14 protein-coding genes are annotated in these 18,461 nt (G+C 38.0%); 3 read left to right on the top strand and 11 right to left on the bottom strand.

What is annotated here, in order from left to right; genetic code table 11:
• Window positions 1-50 precede the first annotated feature (50 nt).
• Complete coding sequence (locus tag ACS8MM_RS13880) at window positions 51-962, top strand: phytanoyl-CoA dioxygenase family protein (RefSeq protein ID WP_379717948.1); 912 nt, start codon at window positions 51-53, stop codon at window positions 960-962.
• A 262-nt stretch (window positions 963-1,224) separates the two neighbouring features.
• Here ACS8MM_RS13880 and ACS8MM_RS13875 read toward each other — a convergent pair whose 3' ends face one another.
• The 5 genes from ACS8MM_RS13875 to ACS8MM_RS13855 form a co-directional block, all read right to left on the bottom strand.
• Window positions 1,225-1,914 (bottom strand): hypothetical protein, encoded by a 690-nt coding sequence (locus ACS8MM_RS13875; protein WP_379717946.1) that lies wholly within the window; start codon window positions 1,912-1,914, stop codon window positions 1,225-1,227.
• A 354-nt stretch (window positions 1,915-2,268) separates the two neighbouring features.
• The gene (locus ACS8MM_RS13870; protein ID WP_379717944.1) at window positions 2,269-2,829 is read right to left on the bottom strand and encodes a hypothetical protein; all 561 of its coding nucleotides are present in this window, start codon (window positions 2,827-2,829) and stop codon (window positions 2,269-2,271) included.
• Between the two features lie 300 nt (window positions 2,830-3,129).
• The gene (locus ACS8MM_RS13865) at window positions 3,130-5,001 is read right to left on the bottom strand and encodes an OmpA family protein (RefSeq protein WP_379717942.1); all 1,872 of its coding nucleotides are present in this window, start codon (window positions 4,999-5,001) and stop codon (window positions 3,130-3,132) included.
• 11 nt (window positions 5,002-5,012) lie between these two features.
• Window positions 5,013-5,933 carry a PorP/SprF family type IX secretion system membrane protein gene (locus tag ACS8MM_RS13860; protein ID WP_379717940.1) on the bottom strand — a complete coding sequence of 307 codons (921 nt, stop codon included), beginning with the start codon at window positions 5,931-5,933 and terminating at the stop codon, window positions 5,013-5,015.
• Window positions 5,934-5,991: 58 nt separating this feature from the next.
• On the bottom strand, window positions 5,992-11,430 hold the full coding sequence (locus tag ACS8MM_RS13855) for a fibronectin type III domain-containing protein (RefSeq protein WP_379717938.1): 5,439 nt from the start codon (window positions 11,428-11,430) through the stop codon (window positions 5,992-5,994).
• A gap of 172 nt (window positions 11,431-11,602) precedes the next feature.
• Here ACS8MM_RS13855 and hflX point away from each other — a divergent pair, with 172 nt between their 5' ends.
• Complete coding sequence (hflX, locus tag ACS8MM_RS13850; protein WP_379717936.1) at window positions 11,603-12,826, top strand: GTPase HflX; 1,224 nt, start codon at window positions 11,603-11,605, stop codon at window positions 12,824-12,826.
• Window positions 12,827-12,862: 36 nt separating this feature from the next.
• Here hflX and ACS8MM_RS13845 read toward each other — a convergent pair whose 3' ends face one another.
• From ACS8MM_RS13845 to ACS8MM_RS13820, 6 genes are all read right to left on the bottom strand, one after another.
• Window positions 12,863-13,756, bottom strand: a complete 894-nt coding sequence (locus ACS8MM_RS13845; RefSeq protein WP_379717934.1) for a DUF3078 domain-containing protein — start codon at window positions 13,754-13,756, stop codon at window positions 12,863-12,865.
• 44 nt (window positions 13,757-13,800) lie between these two features.
• Window positions 13,801-14,307, bottom strand: a complete 507-nt coding sequence (locus ACS8MM_RS13840) for a DUF2480 family protein (RefSeq protein ID WP_379717933.1) — start codon at window positions 14,305-14,307, stop codon at window positions 13,801-13,803.
• A 67-nt stretch (window positions 14,308-14,374) separates the two neighbouring features.
• A complete protein-coding gene (locus tag ACS8MM_RS13835) occupies window positions 14,375-14,698 on the bottom strand; it encodes an SUF system Fe-S cluster assembly protein (RefSeq protein ID WP_379719028.1) in 324 nt (107 codons plus the stop codon).
• An 8-nt stretch (window positions 14,699-14,706) separates the two neighbouring features.
• A complete protein-coding gene (locus ACS8MM_RS13830; RefSeq protein WP_379717932.1) occupies window positions 14,707-15,126 on the bottom strand; it encodes a SufE family protein in 420 nt (139 codons plus the stop codon).
• Between the two features lie 6 nt (window positions 15,127-15,132).
• Entirely contained in the window at window positions 15,133-15,702 is a 570-nt protein-coding gene (locus ACS8MM_RS13825; RefSeq protein ID WP_379717931.1) for a hypothetical protein, read from the bottom strand.
• A gap of 18 nt (window positions 15,703-15,720) precedes the next feature.
• On the bottom strand, window positions 15,721-16,935 hold the full coding sequence (locus tag ACS8MM_RS13820; RefSeq protein WP_379717929.1) for an aminotransferase class V-fold PLP-dependent enzyme: 1,215 nt from the start codon (window positions 16,933-16,935) through the stop codon (window positions 15,721-15,723).
• Window positions 16,936-17,084: 149 nt separating this feature from the next.
• On the opposite strand from ACS8MM_RS13820, the gene ACS8MM_RS13815 reads away from it, so the two are divergent.
• Complete coding sequence (locus tag ACS8MM_RS13815; protein ID WP_379717927.1) at window positions 17,085-18,428, top strand: serine hydrolase domain-containing protein; 1,344 nt, start codon at window positions 17,085-17,087, stop codon at window positions 18,426-18,428.
• Window positions 18,429-18,461: the final 33 nt, after the last annotated feature.

The raw sequence follows: 18,461 nt of genomic DNA, 5'->3' as shown, positions 1-18,461 counted from the left end.
TTTTAACTTTGGCTATATTCTTCTAATTTTAGGTCAATAAACCTACGGCTATGCAACACTATCTCGAAAATTTCTGGCGAAGAACGATTGAAAAAGAAACTACGTTATCCACTACCTGGAATCAGGAAATCGAATGTTTGTACCATTACAACATCAGTCTGGAAGTTGCTCTTCAGTATTTGCATTTTGAAAACCCTGCCTTACCTACTTTTATTGGCTGGGTAGAAAGTTACGCAACAAAGAACAATGAAAATAGCCTCAAAATAACCGAAAACGTCTTAAGCGAAGCTGATATTCAGTTTTGGAACAAAAATGGCTATATCGTACTAAAAAATGCCATTTCGAAGGAAGATTGCCTTGCAACTCAAAAAGCCATCTGGGAATTTCTAGAAATGCATCCGGATTCACCCGAAAGTTGGTACCAACAACATCCGCAACAAAGCGGCATGATGGTCAACTTTTCCGACCATCCGGTTTTGAACCAAAACCGCGATTCACAAAAAATTCGAAAAGCCTACGAGCAATTGTACCAATCCGACGCCCTTTTCAAAACCATTGACAAAGTAAGTTTCAATCCGCCGGTCAATGATCAGCATACGTTTAAAGGTAGTAGTTTGCATTGGGATGTAAGTTTGCACCAACCCATTCCTTTGGGCTTGCAGGGTTTATTGTATTTAAGCGATTGTGAAGCACACGAAGGCGCTTTTCATTGCATACCTGGATTTCATCACCGCATGGAAGAATGGATCCATCAAGTCCCCAAAGACAGAACTCCGCGAGAATACGCTTTACAGAAACTCACCCAAGAACTTGTGCCCATTACCGGTGAAGCCGGTGACTTTATCATCTGGCATCAGGCGTTACCGCATTGTGCCACCGCCAATCACGGGCGTAACCCACGTATGGTACAATACCTGACTTACTTTCCTACGAATTACAAAGCGAATGAGGTTTGGTTGTAATACCTAAAAATTGCTTTGTAACCCGTCTTTACGCTGTGAGAATTTTTTTGTGATAATTTATTGTATCACAGCAATTTTATCACAACTTTGTGAGAATTTTTTTTAACACGAAAAATTATCACAGAATTAGTCCACTGGAGAAGCTGTCTAGGTTTACCTTCTAAAGTCTTGGCATCAAAGCCAGAAAGTTAGCTGCGCTATAAAACCAAAAACCACTCGTAATGAGTGGTTTCTAAATATAATTAAATCTGTGATCCTAACATTAAATAGCTTTATACAAAAATTCTTTATGTGAATGTTCTAGTTTACCATTTCTGTATAAAACTTTATACGTTATTTTACTAATTTTATTGTCTTCATACTCATAGCTGATTTTCAAAGCGCTTTGATCAAATTGAATAATCTCATAAACCAAATATCCTTCCTTATTAACAGCGTATTCAAAATAATGAATTACAGAATTCGTAGAGATGAATCGTCGAATGGTGCTTGAATCAAATTCAGCTTTTACGTTGATATCTTTAGCCCAGAATGCCGTTACCTTATCATCTGCACCCTTCGAAAAATACTGGATAGCATCGGCCAGCTTGCAAAAGTCATTCATTTCTTCTGCTACCAAAAAAGGGTGACCCACTTTAACACCGTTTTTAAGCAGGTACTCATGTAAAGCTAAGGTATTCTTGTAATAATCAGTTTCCCAGTCACCGCGCGTTTTATAATCGGATTCCGAACGAACACGATCCAAATTACCATTTACATAGTCAAAACTAAGTACATCATCAATATTTCCTTCCGAAAAATAAATATTCATGTGCGATACTTCTCCTGATTTTCTAAAGAAAAATTCAGAGTGTTTCACTCCATCGACCATAAGTCTCACTTCATTGTCATTCAAATCAATTTTATTACAGCTTACGATGACAAAAAAGATTAATAAATACAAAAAACGCATGCTCCTTAAATAAAATTGTTATTAGAATTTGATTGCAGATTAACGGTCAGAGTTGGGTAAAAATTAGGAGAACGAACTCATCAGAACTACACATTTTACAACATTAAAGTGCTTTACAAAGATAGAAAATTCAAAACATAACCCGAATAAAGTCAGATCGCGCGGATTTATAATCCGTGTCGGCAATCTTCTTCAAAACAAATCTAACAAAACAATGGCTAAAATCATTTTCATTACCATCAGTAAAAATAAAACTACAACTTTTTACGGCTGTAGTTTCTATTCTTTGTGGGCACGGATTGCAATCGAGGCTTTAGCCGAACTGACGAAGTAAATCCGCGCGATCCAGATTGCTCATTTTAAAACACCACCACTCGATTTTAAAGCATCTTTTAATAGTTTGTTTCCTAAATCAACATTTTTATCGTGATACTCTCCAGAAATGTAATACTTCCCGAGAATAAACTTCGCATTTGGATTATTTTCGTTGGCAGATTTTTCCAAATAAAAAAGAGCCATATTTCTAGTTTTTTTATCTAAAAAATTTAAATCTGGAATCCTTTTAAATTTATTGTCAGCATTTAAATTTGCTAGAGTATGAAAGATTTCAAATGAAGCTTCATTGTAATTGTATTTATTAGATACAACAATAGCATACATAAATGTTTTCTTTGGTCCATCATACATAAACAAACTATCGTATACTCGCTGATTAAGTTTTTTGAATACATTATCTTTAACGATATCTATATCGCTATTACTTTCATTCTGCAAACTTGATTTACATTCAGCAAAAGCCCGTTTGTATATATAATTGGTATAATACTTCAAACCTATCAAACACAATAAAACTAAGACTATATATCGCTTATTACTCCGAAATAAATTTTTTAATTTTTTCAAAAATTCCTTCATTTTTCTTAAGATTAATTTTCTCCTTTAGAGTAACTGTATCAACTTCGAGTGGTTGCCATCCATTTGTTCTTCCAATAACTTTTTTTGTAGAATCCGTTTCACATCCGTAAGCACCAAATGTTCAGACAACTTCCCGAGACTTGCAGAACAGGCCGAGAGCAAGCAACATAATAAAATAGCAATATACTTCATACTAAAGGCTAATTTAGAAGCTCATTAAATTAACATAATTTCTTAACTAGTAGACATAAAAAAACGAACCTTTTGGGTTCGTTTTTATCGTATTGTATACAAATAAGATTATTTTTTAACAATCATAAATTCGGAACGACGGTTTTGTGCATACTCCTCTTCAGTACATCCATCACCACAATTCACTTTCGGCTCTGTTTCTCCATATCCTTGTCCGCTAATTCTATCAGCTGCAATTCCTTTAGAGATAATATACTGCACCGTAGCTTTTGCTCTACGTTCTGACAAACTCATGTTGTATTTATCATTACCGCGCGAATCGGTGTGCGATTTTGCAAAAATAACCATGTTCGGGTATTCATTCATCACAGCAACCAATTTGTCTAACTCAGCTGCACCTTGAGGCGTTATATTGCTTTTGTTGTAGGCAAAATACACATCACCCAAAATCACTTCCTTCTCTGTGATTACCACCTCAACCGGATTCAGATTAGCAGCAACTTTTACTTTTCCTTTGATTTCCGATACTGGGAAAGTTTGAGTCAAATAACCTGCTCTACCTACAGAAACTTCGTATTTCTTTTCGCAATCTAATTGAAAATCGGCATCACCATTTTCGTTAGATGTGCCAGACATTACGGTATTCTTGTTCTCATCCAATACAATGATATTCGCATTCGGAATCGCCAAGCCGGTTTTTGAATCGCGAACTAATGCTACTAAATCCAAATGACAAATCGGCAATACCATATAAATATCGTCATCACCAGTACCACCATTTCGGTTACTTGAAAGAAAAGCCGTTTTTTTAGATTCATTGTAAGCAAAAGCAAAATCATCCTTTTCGCTATTTACAGGCGCACCTAAGTTTTTAGGTTGCTCTGTTCCATTCAAATCGGCTTCAAACACATCAAGACCACCTAATCCGTTGAATCCATTAGACGCAAAATAAAGAATATTGCTATCTGTTACCGAAGGGAATTGTTCGTTTCCTTCAGTATTGATTCTTTTTCCAAGATTTTCTGGAATTCCAAAAGTACCATCAGCATTTACAGCCACCTTCCAGATATCGGTTTTGCCAATTCCACCTGGTCTGTCGGATGTAAAATAAAGCACAGTACCATCTGCACTTAGCGAAGGAGAACTACAATTGAATTCTTTACCGTTGAAAGGAAGCGCTGTAACATTCGTCCATTTTCCATTGTCATTGGTAGCTTTGAATAGGTACATTTTACCAAATCTATTCTTCTTATCCGATGATTTCACAAATTGTTTTTCTGAAAAACTCTCTCTTGAAAAATAAATAGTATTCCCATCTGCCGAAATAGCTACGGGACCTTCATGAAATGAAGTATTTAACCCGGCAACTTCAACAGGAGATTGACCTAAAGTCCCCTCTGTAAAATCCACTTCGTACAAATCAAGAAAAGGCTGATCATTCCATTCATACGTTTTACGTGCCGTATTTCTGGCACTTGCGAAATACACCTTGTCACCTTTCAAATAAGCTCCGAAATCAGAATACTTAGAGTTGATTCCAACAGATTTCATTTCCCAGCTTTTGGAAACTTTTTGAAGTGCACTTATAGAAGTGGCATTGGATGCTTTAGCACGTTCATCGTTCGGTGCTAATGCCCCAAATTTATCCATCGCATTTTTAGCTTCATCATATTTCTTGTTCGCTTTTAACATTTGAGCGTATCGGAAATATGTTTCGGCATCTTGTTCTTTTGCAGCAATCGCTTTCGCGTACCATTTTTCAGCAGCCTCAGCATTGAAGATGTTATAATAACAATCCCCTAGTTGCTTGTAAACATAAGAGTCCGCTTTTCCTTTATCTTCAAGCTTTAAATATTCTTTGGATGCATTGATGTATTCGTAACTGTTAAAAAGTTTGTCCGCACTTTTGGTGTCTTTATTTTGTGCTATACCAGCTGATACAGCTAATAGTAAACTTATATTGAAGTATATCTTTCTCATTTTTAAACCTATTAGAAATAACGTGGTGAACTTGACACTTTTTTAGGGAAGTTCAAATCAAATAAAACCATAAACTCGTGCGATGAAGGAGTAGCCACATTCAAATCGGAAACGATATGATCGTAAGCATATCCCAAACGCATTCCGTCGGAAATTCTATAATTTACCATAGCACCGAAAGAATCATCAATTCTATAGCTTGCACCCAATTCAAACTTATCGAAGAATAAAAAGTTAGTAGACAAGTCTACCGATGTAGGCGCGTTAAATGCCGATTTCACCATAAAGAAAGGCTTGAACTTAGTATTTTCGGACAAGTTGAACACATAACCTCCAGTTAAGAAATAGTGTTGTACTTCAGAACCGTACTGTACACCGTTATAATCCAAATGAGCAGATTTAAGCATATTCGGAACGGAAAGCGCCAAATAGTACTTATCTGTATAATAAAACAATCCCGTTCCAATGTTCAGCTTAGCACTTGAAGTGTCTTCTGCGAAAGCACCATCGGATGGAGCGGGTAAAGTCGATGCAATTTCGCTATTGAGTCCGATGTTCAACAATGAAACACCCGCTTTAATACCCATAGCCAATCGATGCTCACCACCTAAATTCAAGGTATAGGAGAAATCACCGTAAATGTTATTCTCCTCTACAGGACCAATTCTATCACTTATAACAGACAAACCCAAACCTACATTCTTACCAACTGGTGAATGTCCTGATGCGGTGAATGTAGTGGGGGAATCTTCAATTTCAACCCATTGTTTTCTGAATAATAATCCTATCGAAAGGTTTTCTTTAGAACCTGCATAGGCAGGATTCATGACATTCATATTATACATATATTGGGTGTAGTGGGGATCTTGTTGTGCTTGCATTTCCGAGAAAAATGAAAATGCAATTATTGCAGTAAGAAATAGTTTCTTCATTTTAATTGTTTGTTTAATACAAAAGCAAGGCCCATTCTCATGGGCCTAAGCCTTATTTTTATCTATTAATGTAAACCCAACCTGATTTGGTTTCACCATTATCTTGATCAATAACGTAGTAATAAGTTCCATCTGGTAATTCATCGCCAGATTCAGATTGACCGCTCCATTGATTCGTATAATTTGTCTTACCATAGACTTTTTTACCATATCTGTTGAAGATAGATAATTTTTTAACTCCCAAACTAGTTAAGTCAAAAGTATCATTATTTCCATCTCCATTCGGTGACAATCCTCTTGGGATGACACATTGAGGGCTTTCAACTGTAAAACTTTGTGTATCAACACATCCATCAGGAGCTGTTGTGATTTTTACCGTGAAAGTCATTGGGAAACTAGCTAGCGGAACATTATAATCCAAAATATATTGAGATACATTAAGCGTATTTGCGTTTGTTCCTATTACCGTAGAGGATTCGTTTGTCCATTCATAAGTGGCAGTAGCACCATCAAAAGAACCATTTACAGGAGAAGCGGTAATTACATACTGCGCTCCTTGACATTCACCCACTGTAGTGATAGGAATATCGGTCATATCCATAACCACTTCAATTTGTTGAGAAGCGATACAGCCTTGGTTATTTACCGTTACTTCATACATACCATAATCAACAACACTGATTGTATTTGTTGTACCTGGAATTGGATTTCCATTTAACGTCCATGAATAAACTACTAATGGATCCGTAACCGAATAATTCACGGGCTGAACCGTTAACACCGCTGTTTCACCAGCACATTTGGTTAGATTCGTTCCGGATAATGTAAAGTTCGGTTGAAAATTAACCGTAAATGAAGTTGTAATAGGTGTCGTATTCGTACATCCATTCAATGTTACAACTACTTCATAAGTCCCACTCATTGTAGGTGTAATAGAACTTGTAGTACCCACAGGAATAGTACCGTTCAATGTCCATACATACGTTGCATCGGCAAGTAAGAAATTACCTGGAACCACTGTTAATTGCGCTGTATCATTAGAACAAATAGTATTGTCTGGATCGGTTGAACCTATTGTTGCAATAGGGTTAGTTCTAATTATGATAGTTGCATCCGCAGAATTTGCTTGGCATCCATTGGCTGCTGCAACTGTATTCGTAACTACATAAGTTCCTGGTGTACTGTTGGTCACATCAACAACTCCTGTCGAAGGATCAATAGTCAATCCTGTAGCAGGCACTGCTGTAAAAGTTCCCGCCGTTCCACCACCGATAAATGTTGGACTTGCTGTTCCTGTACTCTGACAGTAAGGACTGTCGGCATAGTTAAAGGTTACCACAGGAAGTGCTGTAATCGTGATTGTTGTAGAAGCAGTTACTTCGGCACAACCTCCTGCAGCTGCAATCGTGTTGGTAACGGTATACGTTCCAACAGTACTTGCTGACAAATCGATAACTCCCGTTGAAGGATTGATAACCAATCCGGTCGCACTAGCACTAAATACACCTGCAACTCCTCCACCGCTGAATGTAGGACTAACCGTTCCGGCATTTTGACAATATGGTGTACCCGTATAGGCAAAAGTAGCAACCGGTAAAGCCGTTATAGTAACCGTAGTCTCAAATGGTGTTGAAGAACATCCTGGTACCACTACATTATATCGTACGGTATACGTTCCCGCTAAACTCGTGCTTGGAGTAATTGCTCCCGTTGAAGCATTAATTGACAAACCTGCCGGAACAGCATAGTAGTAACCACCAACAGTACCTGTTTGAGTTACAGGCTGTGCCGCTGTTACTGATTTACAGAATTCAGGTGCACTATACGAAATTGTAGCATTCGCCGGGTTAGAAATCGTCATACTCCAAGTTGCAATTGACGTCTGACATCCGTTAGCTCCAATTATAGTACTGGTTATTGTATAAGTACCTATAGTACTTGCTGCCATATCAACCTCTCCAGTAGTAGCATTAATTACTAAACCAGCCGGTGAAGATGTATAGGTTCCGGCTGTAGAACCTGGACTTAATACTGGTATTGGGTTGGGACCACCAGATCCTTTGCAATAGAAACTTCCACCTGGGTAAGTAAAACTAGCAAATGGACAACAATCTATAGGAGTAGGTCCAACCATTCTTTTAAGACGGATATAACCTCTTTTTCCGGGAAGTGTATTCGCCGTAAAGTTGGTGATCATAACTACATAAACTTGTCCTGCTATAGCACCATTTATTTTTAAAGTTTCTGTGGCTGCTGCCGAATAACTACATCCATCTGGTGCAGGTCTTACATTGCTTACAGTTATAGCACCACAAGCAGCAGCTACACTAGGGTAAGGACCCCAACTCGCATAATCCACATCTAAATCGCGAATAGTAAACGTTGGATCTGTACTTTGCTCCATGAAATACTCATAGTTTCCGTCTGCTGGGATAGTCAAGTAATAGAAAGTTGGTGAAGGCGCATTCCCTAAACATCCAACTGCAGCCGTAGTTGTCCCACTAATTGGATTCGGTGTTGAAGGTACACCCACATCATTTCTTAAAATAATATCATTTACAGCACAAGCCGGAATTGAGTTATTACAATAAATCACTTTTGTTCCCACACAAACTTCAAAACGTTTGGTAGAAGCTGCTGTTCCTCTTGAATACACTCGTATTTTATAGGTTTCCCCTATTACTAATCCGGTTTCCATAGCTCCATTAGCTGCACTTCTACAACTAATCTGAGTTAGATTATTACAATCATTGCCTCTATACAAAGTATACCCAAGTCCACCTGGAGTAGCTGTAGGAAATCTTGGAGGAACCGCAGTATCGGTTACCGGTTCCAATAAAGAGATATAATGAGTTGTTGCGGTTGCCGTAAAATGGAACCAAACATCATCGTTATCATCGTTAGGTGCGCAAGTAGTTGCTTGCGTTGAAGCTGTGGCATTGGAAACTGTTCCAAAAACAGTTTGCTCACAGTGTGTATTTTGATTTACCGGTACTTGTTTCGAATTGATACATTCATCATTAACATCTGGGGTATTGAACGTTCCACTTACAGACCATGGGCTTTTATCAGTAGTTGAACAAATAGCTCTCACATAGAAGTCATAACAAGTAACTGGAGTTAAACCACTTACCGTAAAAGGTTTAACAGAAGTAACTGTCGCACCAGGATAAGGTGTAGGTGTTGTTTCTGTCGGTGCAGGTGAACCACAAGGCAATACAATTACTTCCCATGTCGTTGCTGTACCTCCACCAGGATTTGCCGGTTGGGTCCAGTTCAGATTCGCTGTATACGGTGTAATTCCAGATGAAGTTGGCACTGTTGGTCTTGAACACGTTGGTAACGTAGTAAAATCTCCCGCTACTGTCCAGTTACTCGCTTGAGTAGTAGAACAAACCGTTCTTATATAATACAAATAGGTTGTATTTGGATTGAGACCAGTTACTACAAAAGGTCTAGTTGTAACTCCTGCAAAAGTAGGAACGGTTGAAGCATTTGGTGCTGGTGAAGGTGGAGTTGCCGGAACCACATAAATATCCCATTGCGTTCCACCATTCGGCGTCCAGTTCAAAGTAGCCCCTTGTGTAGTTGGTGCAGTATCCGTTGGAGACAAAGGTAATAAACAGGCCGGTACATCACAATCAAATGCAGTAGCAAACAATGGAGTAGTAGTACTAGCAGCACCAGAATTGGCTGGTTTCGTAAACAATGTTTGTCCAAAGTTATTAATTACAGTAATTCCTACTTCTCCTGGCCAACTTCCTGCCACGTGCCAGTACAATTCGAAAGGATAATTCTCACAAAGAGCTACTGTTTGGTTAAAGGTTCCACCAGTGGTAAATGTAGTTCCTAAAGTAGCTACTACAATTCCGTTCTGTCTCACCTGCATTAAAGCACCGTCCCATCCATCAGCTACTGAGTCTGTCAATCTGAAAGTATAATTACATTTTTGAGCCGCATCACAAATTTCGGTACTAAAACGGAAAGGTCCAGCCCACGGGCTATATAATCCTCCTCCACAGTCAGAACGAACCCAATACTCATAGGCATGAGCTGAAGTCAACCCAGTTACTGTAAAATTGGTATTAACAAAGGCATCTGTACCTGATCCTGTTGGAATCGGCAAACCTGCATCCTGAACCACTACTTGCCAAGCCGTTGCTCCTGAAGGGTTCGCCCAAGACAAACTAGCGGTAGTCGTTGTCGCTGTAGCGGACAATGTTGTTGGGGGATCACAGAATTTTTGTTGAATAATTAAAGTATAAGGAATACCTGTTACTGGAGTAGAACTTGATGAAATTACAAATACATAGGTTTGTCCTGAAACAACAGGTATCGTTGCTATATTTCTTGGATTACCAGTTGCATCGGCTACACCAGCTAAACAAGACACCCCAACGTTAGCACACCCATCATAAACAAACAAACTCGAATTTGTTGCTCCAGGTGTCATTGATACAGTAATGTTACCAGTAAAATTGGCAGTATACGAATAAAATACTTCTGCTCCCTGCATATAGTTGGTGGCTCCACCAGCACAACCTGTACCCTGAGGTGTATCTACTTCATCACCATAGGTGTTGGTATTATCTGTGTGGCTATAAGGTAAACTTGTTACAATGATAGGTGAACTACAAATAGAACCTGATGGTGAGGTGGTAAAATTAAATGGCCCTACCCAATTACTATTCGATAGAGTACATATCGATCTCACATAATATTCATAATTGGTGCCCGGATTTAATCCAGTATAGGTAAATGGATTGGTAGGTGCTGGAGTACCAGCTCCTGTTGGTGTTCCAGTTCCACTTGGCTGCACTACCACTTCCCAATTCGTTGCAGATCCATTATTAGTCCATGATAACACTGCAGAAGTAGGTGTAATTGCACCTGTAGTTAAAATACTAGGATCCAAACATTGTTGAAGCACCTTAACTTGATCTATCAACCAACGGTCTCCCGAAGTAGTCCCAGTTGGCTGTGTATTTACTTTTACGAAAGCAACATAAACTTGTTGGCCTGCATAAGCCGCCAAACTGACTGCTTTTTCTTCATACACATTATAAGTAGTATTCAAATTGTTTTCGGTCCACGTTTGAATAGTTGTATAAGCTGCCTGATTGGTTTGACTAGCATCTGTGGACACTCGAATTTCATAAATTGACCCATTATTCCCCAATAAGGTTTGTCTGGTAAAAAAACGAAGTTGTCCGTTTGCTGGAACCGTAATTTGTGGGGTTACCAACCAATCTTGAGAGGTATTTCCGGCCCCAATGTTTTCCCGGTCTATGATTGCGGCCTTAAGCCCTGCATAAACCCTCGCTGGGTCGGTAGTTTCAATCCAACTTTCGCCAGTACCGATACCATTGTCCATGGTAATCCAGTTGCCTGGTGTTGTTGGAGGAAAAGTGGCTCCTTCAAATCCTTCATCGATTACTTGAGCAAAACCCAAATAAGGAAGAATCATCATGAAAAAACCAAAAGTAATTTTTTTCATGTTTTGCGTAATTTTTTGGTTAATCTTGTTTATTTAACTTCCAAAAGTAAATAATTTTAATAATCATTTAACATTTAATCATATAATATTTATTTTTTTAACACTTAACTTCCTATTAGAAGTGAGAAAATTTGACGCTTAAATTTATACCTTTGCACCACAATATGATATCATGCTAGAGAAAGAAAAAATAGATTTTGAAAAAACTATAGTCGTAGGGATTGTAACACAACAACAAAGTGAAGATAAGCTGAACGAATATTTAGACGAATTAGAGTTCTTAACCTATACTGCTGGTGGTGAGGTAGTAAAGCGTTTTACACAAAAGATGGATAAACCCAATCCTAAAACATTTGTAGGAACTGGAAAGCTTGAGGATATTAAGTACTATATAAAAGACAACGATATCAAAACTGTGATATTTGATGATGAGTTAACACCCGCTCAACAAAAAAATATCACTAGAGAATTGGACTGTAAAGTACTGGATAGAACCAACTTAATTTTGGATATTTTCGCGCAACGAGCAGAGACATCTTATGCGCGTACACAAGTCGAATTGGCACAATGTCAGTACCTACTTCCTCGTTTAACAGGTATGTGGACGCACTTGGAACGTCAGCGTGGAGGTATTGGTATGCGTGGTCCCGGTGAAACAGAAATTGAAACTGACCGTCGTATTGTTCGCGATCGTATTGCTTTATTGAAAGACAAGATTCGCATCATCGATAAACAAATGGCCATACAACGCAGCAACCGTGGCGCCATGGTTCGCGTTGCTTTGGTAGGTTATACCAATGTTGGCAAATCAACCTTAATGAACGCCATTGGAAAAAGTGAAGTGTTTGTAGAAAACAAATTATTTGCTACTTTGGATACCACGGTTAGAAAAGTAGTGATTAAAAATCTTCCTTTTCTGCTCTCTGACACGGTAGGGTTTATTAGAAAGTTACCTACTCAACTGGTTGAATCTTTCAAAAGTACATTGGATGAAGTGCGTGAAGCGGATTTATTGCTGCATGTAGTTGATATTTCTCATCCTGAATTCGAAGACCACATCGAATCGGTAAACCAGATTTTAAAGGATATCAAAAGTGATGACAAACCAACGATTATGGTCTTTAACAAAATTGATGCTTATCAACATCTGACTATTGAAGCCGATGACTTAATGACTGAAAAAACGACTAAGCATTATACTTTAGAGGAATGGAAACAAACCTGGATGAGTAAATTGGGTGAAAACAACACCTTGTTCATTTCAGCCACTGAAAAAGCAAACTTCGAAGAATTCAGAGAAAAAGCATATGAAGCAGTAAGACAAATTCACATTACCCGATTCCCTTACAATAACTTCTTGTATCCTGACTATAAAGACGCCGTCGAAAAAGAATAAAAAAAAGACCTCAAAATGAGGTCTTTTTTTTATTCTTTAAAAGGTACAATTCACGCCTAGACCAAACACTTCTCGAATCTGAAAGGCGCCCACCGCATTATCATCATAAATAGCCTGAAATGCAATATTGGTTGAAATGTATTTATTGATTTTCATTACTATATTAGACTGATAATCGATGTCTACATTTTTGGGTGTATCCAAATAATTCGTATACATCATCACAATATTTTCCCAAGAGATGTTTTCCATAAGGTTACATTTATAATAACCACTCAATGCAGCCCCGAACTCAAATCTTGAAGAATCGCCTTGCTCAACACCGAAAGAAGCACCAAGTTCTGTAAAATGGGGATGCACGAATATAACTCTAGAGGTTGCCGGAGCAATGTTCACTTTCAAATTATCACTCTTTTTCCATAACATACCAGGACCTGCCTGAAGATAAGCAGGTGAAAATAAATGAGATATTTTTGTCATAGTTGCTGGCTCAAAACCGGAATCCATCTGGGTTCTAAAATCAAGAAAACCTGAATAAAACCAATATCCTGAGGCTTTTTTACCCAATAAGGAAGTAAAAACAAAACGATCGTCCGATTTCTGAACATCCGCTCCTTTCAACTTGGTCAAACCATAAGAAACAATCAATTTATTATCCCAAATCAAGGCAGGCGTTTTATAGTTGAAATCATAATTCAACCCAATGTTTCCAGCCATATTGGATACACCTCCTCCACGCCAATCATTATTAAAAGCGGATTGATTGAATAAGAAAACCAAGTTGCCTGTTTTTTTCCAACCCATATTCAGAGTATCCCGGGCTTTGGTTTCGGCAGAAGATGTTTTACCAATTAATTCTTTCTCATTGCCTTGTGCGAATGAAAAGAAAGTCATCATCGACAATGACAATACGATAAATCTCTTTTTCATAAGTTTGTGTTTACTGATTTCCACAAACTTATGAAATCTTTTTCTTATTTTTTAGATTTATAGAGCGGTACTGAAGAACAGGCTTCACCAAACATAATGCTTTTGGCAAAAGGCATAAGATGTTCTATCGCCAACACATATGCTTGCTGAGGAACCGGCTTATTGGAACAGCCTTTAAGGATTACCGGCTTGTCAATAAAATCAGAATAATCCAATTCACTTAAAATACCTTGATACAAAGAAAGCAACAGTTCGTTCTTAGTCCCGTTGACTACCTTAGGTGCAAAAGGCTGCAGATACACCGTTACGAGAGCATAAGTCCAAGCAGGTAGTATCGCTTCTTCCGAACAATACAGCGCAACATAACAATCCTTGTACTGTGTCCAATCATGTGCTTTCAAATGGTCACGAAATTCATTCTCTTTTAGAATAAAACCTCCAAAGAGCCATTGTGAAATGTCTAGTTCAACAATGCTTTGTTTTGGAAAATAATCTTCCAAATCAAAAACCTGTAGCGCACTATTCGCAACTCTGTTTACAATTTCTTCCATTTTTGAAGTTAAGGGTTATAAGTTTATGGTTTGCAGTTAATGAATCATAAACCACAAATTATAAACTTTAAAGCATTCCTAATTCCAATTTCGCTTCTTCACTCATCAAATCCTTACTCCATGGTGGATCAAATGTAATCTCCACTTCACACGATTTAACATCGCCGATTTTCTTGATTTTCTCTTCCACTTCTTGAGGCAAAGTTTCTGCCACAGGGCAATTCGGTGACGTTAATGTCATAAGGATTTTAACATCCATTGTTTCATTAACAAAAACATCGTAAATAAGTCCTAATTCATAAATATCAACTGGAATCTCAGGATCGTAAATCGTTTTCAAAACCTTTACAACTTCTTCTCCTAAGTTGATTGTATCGTTAAATTCTTCCATCATAGTAATTAATTTCTGGCCTGAAAAGCCAAAGCGTACATTTTTATTTGTTTGATCATTGATACCAATCCATTGGCTCTCGTAGGCGACAAATGTTCTTTCAAACCGATTTCATCAATAAAATCAGTAGTTGCATCCAATATGGCCTGAGGCGACTGATTCGAGAAAGTGCGTATTAATATACCTATAATTCCTTTGGTTAATATCGCATCACTGTCGGCAGTAAAAACCACATTACCATTTTGCTCTTCTGCATGAACCCAAACCTTAGACTGGCATCCTTTGATGATATTATCATCAGTTTTGTATTTTTCATCAATCAATGGTAAAGATTTACCTAATTCGATGATGTATTCGTACCGTTGCATCCAATCGTCAAACATGGAAAACTCATCAACGATTTCATTTTGTATTTCTGTAATTGTCATTCTATTCTATTCGTTATCTTTCACGTAAGAAAGTAATTTTTTTACCAATTTTTCTATTTGTGCCGGAGGAGTTCCATGATCAAAAGTTTCCGAGCTGTAGGTTTTACCGCTTTTCGTGATATGAATATTGGCCATTGCCGCACCATCATAAAATCGTTTTTCGGTTGGTGCTTTCAGTTCAGAAATTTTTGCCGCTTCCACTCCATTAAGCAAAGAATTCAACTCTTCAACCTGTGCTTTGGTCAATTGAACCGTTTGCAAGGCATCTGAATCTCTTTCTTTTGTATACGCCAGTTTTCCTTCTTGAAATTTAACTTTCAGATAAAAACCTCTTGAATTCGCTTCGTATTCGACACCAGCAACTGTTTCCTGACTTTTCAAACTATCTTCATTTTTAGGTTGCACAATAGCAGCCGCAGAATCCGCAACTGTTCCGTTATCAGTAACACCTTGTACAGCGGCAACTTCATTTTTAGGAACTTGATTTGAAACCACTGTATCTGTAGTTGCTTTTTTACATTTGCACGAAATTAGTAACGTGACTACAGAGAATCCAATTAATGCCAGGTTTTTCATAGTTTTTGGTTTTTTAAATTAAGAAAGCATCGTTTTTGCTTTTTTAACGGCTTCCACAAAGATATCAATTTCTTCTTTCGTATTATAAAACGAAAAACTCGCTCTAACCGTACCCGGAATTCCAAAATAATTCATGATGGGTTGAGCACAATGATGCCCTGTTCTAACCGCTATACCTAATTTATCTATAATCGTGCCAATATCATACGGATGAATTCCTTCAATATTAAAAGAAACTACCGAAGTCTTTTGAGCAGACGTCCCGTAAATTTTCAAACCTTCAATTTCGGATAATTTTTCGGTAGCATGAGCTAAAAGTGAGCGCTCTTGCTCTTGAATATTTTCAAAACCTACTTCATTCAAATAATCGATAGCGGTTCCCAACACAATCCCATCGGCAATGTTAGGCGTTCCCGCTTCAAATTTATGTGGTAATTCTGCATACGTGGTTTTCTCGAAAGTAACTTCTTTAATCATTTCTCCACCGCCCATATACGGAGGCAGTTTATTTAACCAAGCTTCTTTCCCATACAAAATACCAACTCCGGTCGGCCCACATATCTTGTGTCCTGAAAACACATAAAAATCACAATCCAAAGCCTGAACATCCGGTTTTAAGTGCGGCGTAGCCTGCGCCCCATCAATCAAAATAGCTGCTCCCACTTCATGCGCTTTCTGAATCATATATTCAATTGGATTGATCACACCTAATGCATTCGAAATATGATTGACCGCCACAATTTTGGTTTTGGCTGTAAGCAAACGATCGTATTCAGACATTACGAGTTCTCCCTCTTCATTCATTGGTATTACTACCAGTTTTGCGCCAGTTTTCTCACACAAAAACTGCCAAGGCACAATATTACTATGGTGTTCCAATGCCGAAACCATAACCTCATCGCCTTCTTTCACAAAAGCTGCCATGCCATTCGCCACCAAATTGATTCCTTGGGTTGTACCCGAAGTAAAAATCACCTCGTGAAGATGCTCCGCATTAATGTGCTTTTGAATTTTCTCTCTCGAGGCTTCATACGCATCTGTAGCCAACTGACTTAATGTATGTACTCCTCTGTGTATATTGGCATTGATCTCTTCATAATATTTGGTAATGGCATCGATAACCACCTTTGGTTTTTGTGACGTGGCACCGTTATCGAAGTATAGTAAGGGTTTCCCGTTAACTGTTTGATTCAGAATTGGGAAATCGGCTCTTATTTTTTGGATATTCAGCATTTTTATTTAGAATTTTTCTAAATACAAAAGTAAACATTTGCCCCCGAAATCAAGAATATTTTAGAAAAGTTTAATGAATCAACTAAAGCCTGAAAAAATTACTTCATTTCAATACAAATAATTAAATTGCAGTACAATAACATCACATTATGAGAAAATTTTTCCGCTTTCTAGGGTTGGTTGTAGTAGCTGCAATTATCTATTATAGTTTTAAAACTTATCCCAAACTGGATTTAATCTCGGGGTTTTCATCCAAAAGCGTTGCTTCCGGCTATTTTCTGGACAATCGACCGTTAGAGGTTATTGAAAATGGAGACAATGATATTGATATGATTGACTTGGCTGACAACCAAATCAACGATAAGGAAAAATTTGCAGAGGCTTCGGTATACGGACTGAAGTCGAGAAAAGCCATTTTCCGTGAAGGATTAGGTGCCGTTTTAGTTAATGATGAATACGACGCTTCTTTACCCTACTTAGTACCTAAAAGAGCAAAACCAGACAATTCAACTCCTTTCCCATACGGAAATGCAGCACCAAATGATACTGTATTCAGCACAGTAGATTATAAAAAACTCGAAGCAACGGTAAACAATGCTTTCGACAAAAAAGGACAACAAAAACTAAGAACGAGAGCAGTTGTAGTGATTTACAAAGACAAAATCATTGCAGAAAAATACGCTGATGGTTTTACCAAAAATTCAAGATTTTTAGGATGGTCCATGACCAAAAGTATCACCGCTACCTACTTTGGTATTCTGCAGCAACAAGGTAAATTCGACATTTACAAACCGGCTCCGTTTCCGGAATGGCAAAACGACGAACGCAAAAAAATTACCACGAGTGATTTATTACACATGAACTCTGGACTAGAATGGGAAGAAGATTACGGTAAAATATCGGATGTGACCAAAATGCTTTTCTTGGATGAGGACATGACACGCTCCCAATTGATAAAACCAGCGGCTTTCCAACCCAATACGCATTGGAACTATTCTTCCGGGACTACCAATTTGCTTTCGGGTATTTTACGAAAACAGTTCAAAACACATCAAGAGTATTTGGATTTTTGGTACAGTGCTTTGATTGACAAAATTGGTATGAATTCGATGGTGGTGGAAGCCGACATGAAAGGCAATTATGTAGGGTCTTCCTATGCTTGGGCCAATGCCAGAGATTGGGCTAAATTTGGCTTATTGTATTTGCACAAAGGCAATTGGAACGGACAACAGCTGTTCGATGAAAAATGGTTCAACTATGCCGCAACACCAACAAACACCTCCAACGGCCGTTATGGCGCACAATTCTGGCTCAACAAAGGAGGCTATTTCCCTGATGTAACCAAAGAAATGATATATTGCAGTGGCTACCAAGGACAAATGGTTGCCTTATTCCCATCCAAAAACCTTGTAATTGTTCGTTTAGGACTTACCGAAGAGCCTGAATTTGATTTTAATGGATTCTTAAGAGATATTACCAATAGTATCAAATAGTAACAAATAAAAAAACCGCTTCAAGAAGCGGTT

The organism is Flavobacterium sp. MAHUQ-57 (genome assembly GCF_051908335.1).
Lineage (GTDB): Bacteria > Bacteroidota > Bacteroidia > Flavobacteriales > Flavobacteriaceae > Flavobacterium.
This window is presented reverse-complemented; position numbering and strand designations above follow the sequence as displayed.

Bases quoted from the DNA above. Each gene is read 5' to 3' on its own strand.
- ACS8MM_RS13840 (WP_379717933.1), bottom strand. From the start codon at position 14,307: ATGGAAGAAATTGTAAACAGAGTTGCGAATAGTGCGCTACAGGTTTTT.
- ACS8MM_RS13825 (WP_379717931.1), bottom strand. From the start codon at position 15,702: ATGAAAAACCTGGCATTAATTGGATTCTCTGTAGTCACGTTACTAATT.
- ACS8MM_RS13845 (WP_379717934.1), bottom strand. From the start codon at position 13,756: ATGAAAAAGAGATTTATCGTATTGTCATTGTCGATGATGACTTTCTTT.
- ACS8MM_RS13870 (WP_379717944.1), bottom strand. From the start codon at position 2,829: ATGAAGGAATTTTTGAAAAAATTAAAAAATTTATTTCGGAGTAATAAG.
- ACS8MM_RS13865 (WP_379717942.1), bottom strand. From the start codon at position 5,001: ATGAGAAAGATATACTTCAATATAAGTTTACTATTAGCTGTATCAGCT.
- hflX (WP_379717936.1), top strand. From the start codon at position 11,603: ATGCTAGAGAAAGAAAAAATAGATTTTGAAAAAACTATAGTCGTAGGG.
- ACS8MM_RS13835 (WP_379719028.1), bottom strand. From the start codon at position 14,698: ATGGAAGAATTTAACGATACAATCAACTTAGGAGAAGAAGTTGTAAAG.
- ACS8MM_RS13880 (WP_379717948.1), top strand. From the start codon at position 51: ATGCAACACTATCTCGAAAATTTCTGGCGAAGAACGATTGAAAAAGAA.
- ACS8MM_RS13860 (WP_379717940.1), bottom strand. From the start codon at position 5,933: ATGAAGAAACTATTTCTTACTGCAATAATTGCATTTTCATTTTTCTCG.
- ACS8MM_RS13815 (WP_379717927.1), top strand. From the start codon at position 17,085: ATGAGAAAATTTTTCCGCTTTCTAGGGTTGGTTGTAGTAGCTGCAATT.
- ACS8MM_RS13875 (WP_379717946.1), bottom strand. From the start codon at position 1,914: ATGCGTTTTTTGTATTTATTAATCTTTTTTGTCATCGTAAGCTGTAAT.
- ACS8MM_RS13820 (WP_379717929.1), bottom strand. From the start codon at position 16,935: ATGCTGAATATCCAAAAAATAAGAGCCGATTTCCCAATTCTGAATCAA.
- ACS8MM_RS13830 (WP_379717932.1), bottom strand. From the start codon at position 15,126: ATGACAATTACAGAAATACAAAATGAAATCGTTGATGAGTTTTCCATG.
- ACS8MM_RS13855 (WP_379717938.1), bottom strand. From the start codon at position 11,430: ATGAAAAAAATTACTTTTGGTTTTTTCATGATGATTCTTCCTTATTTG.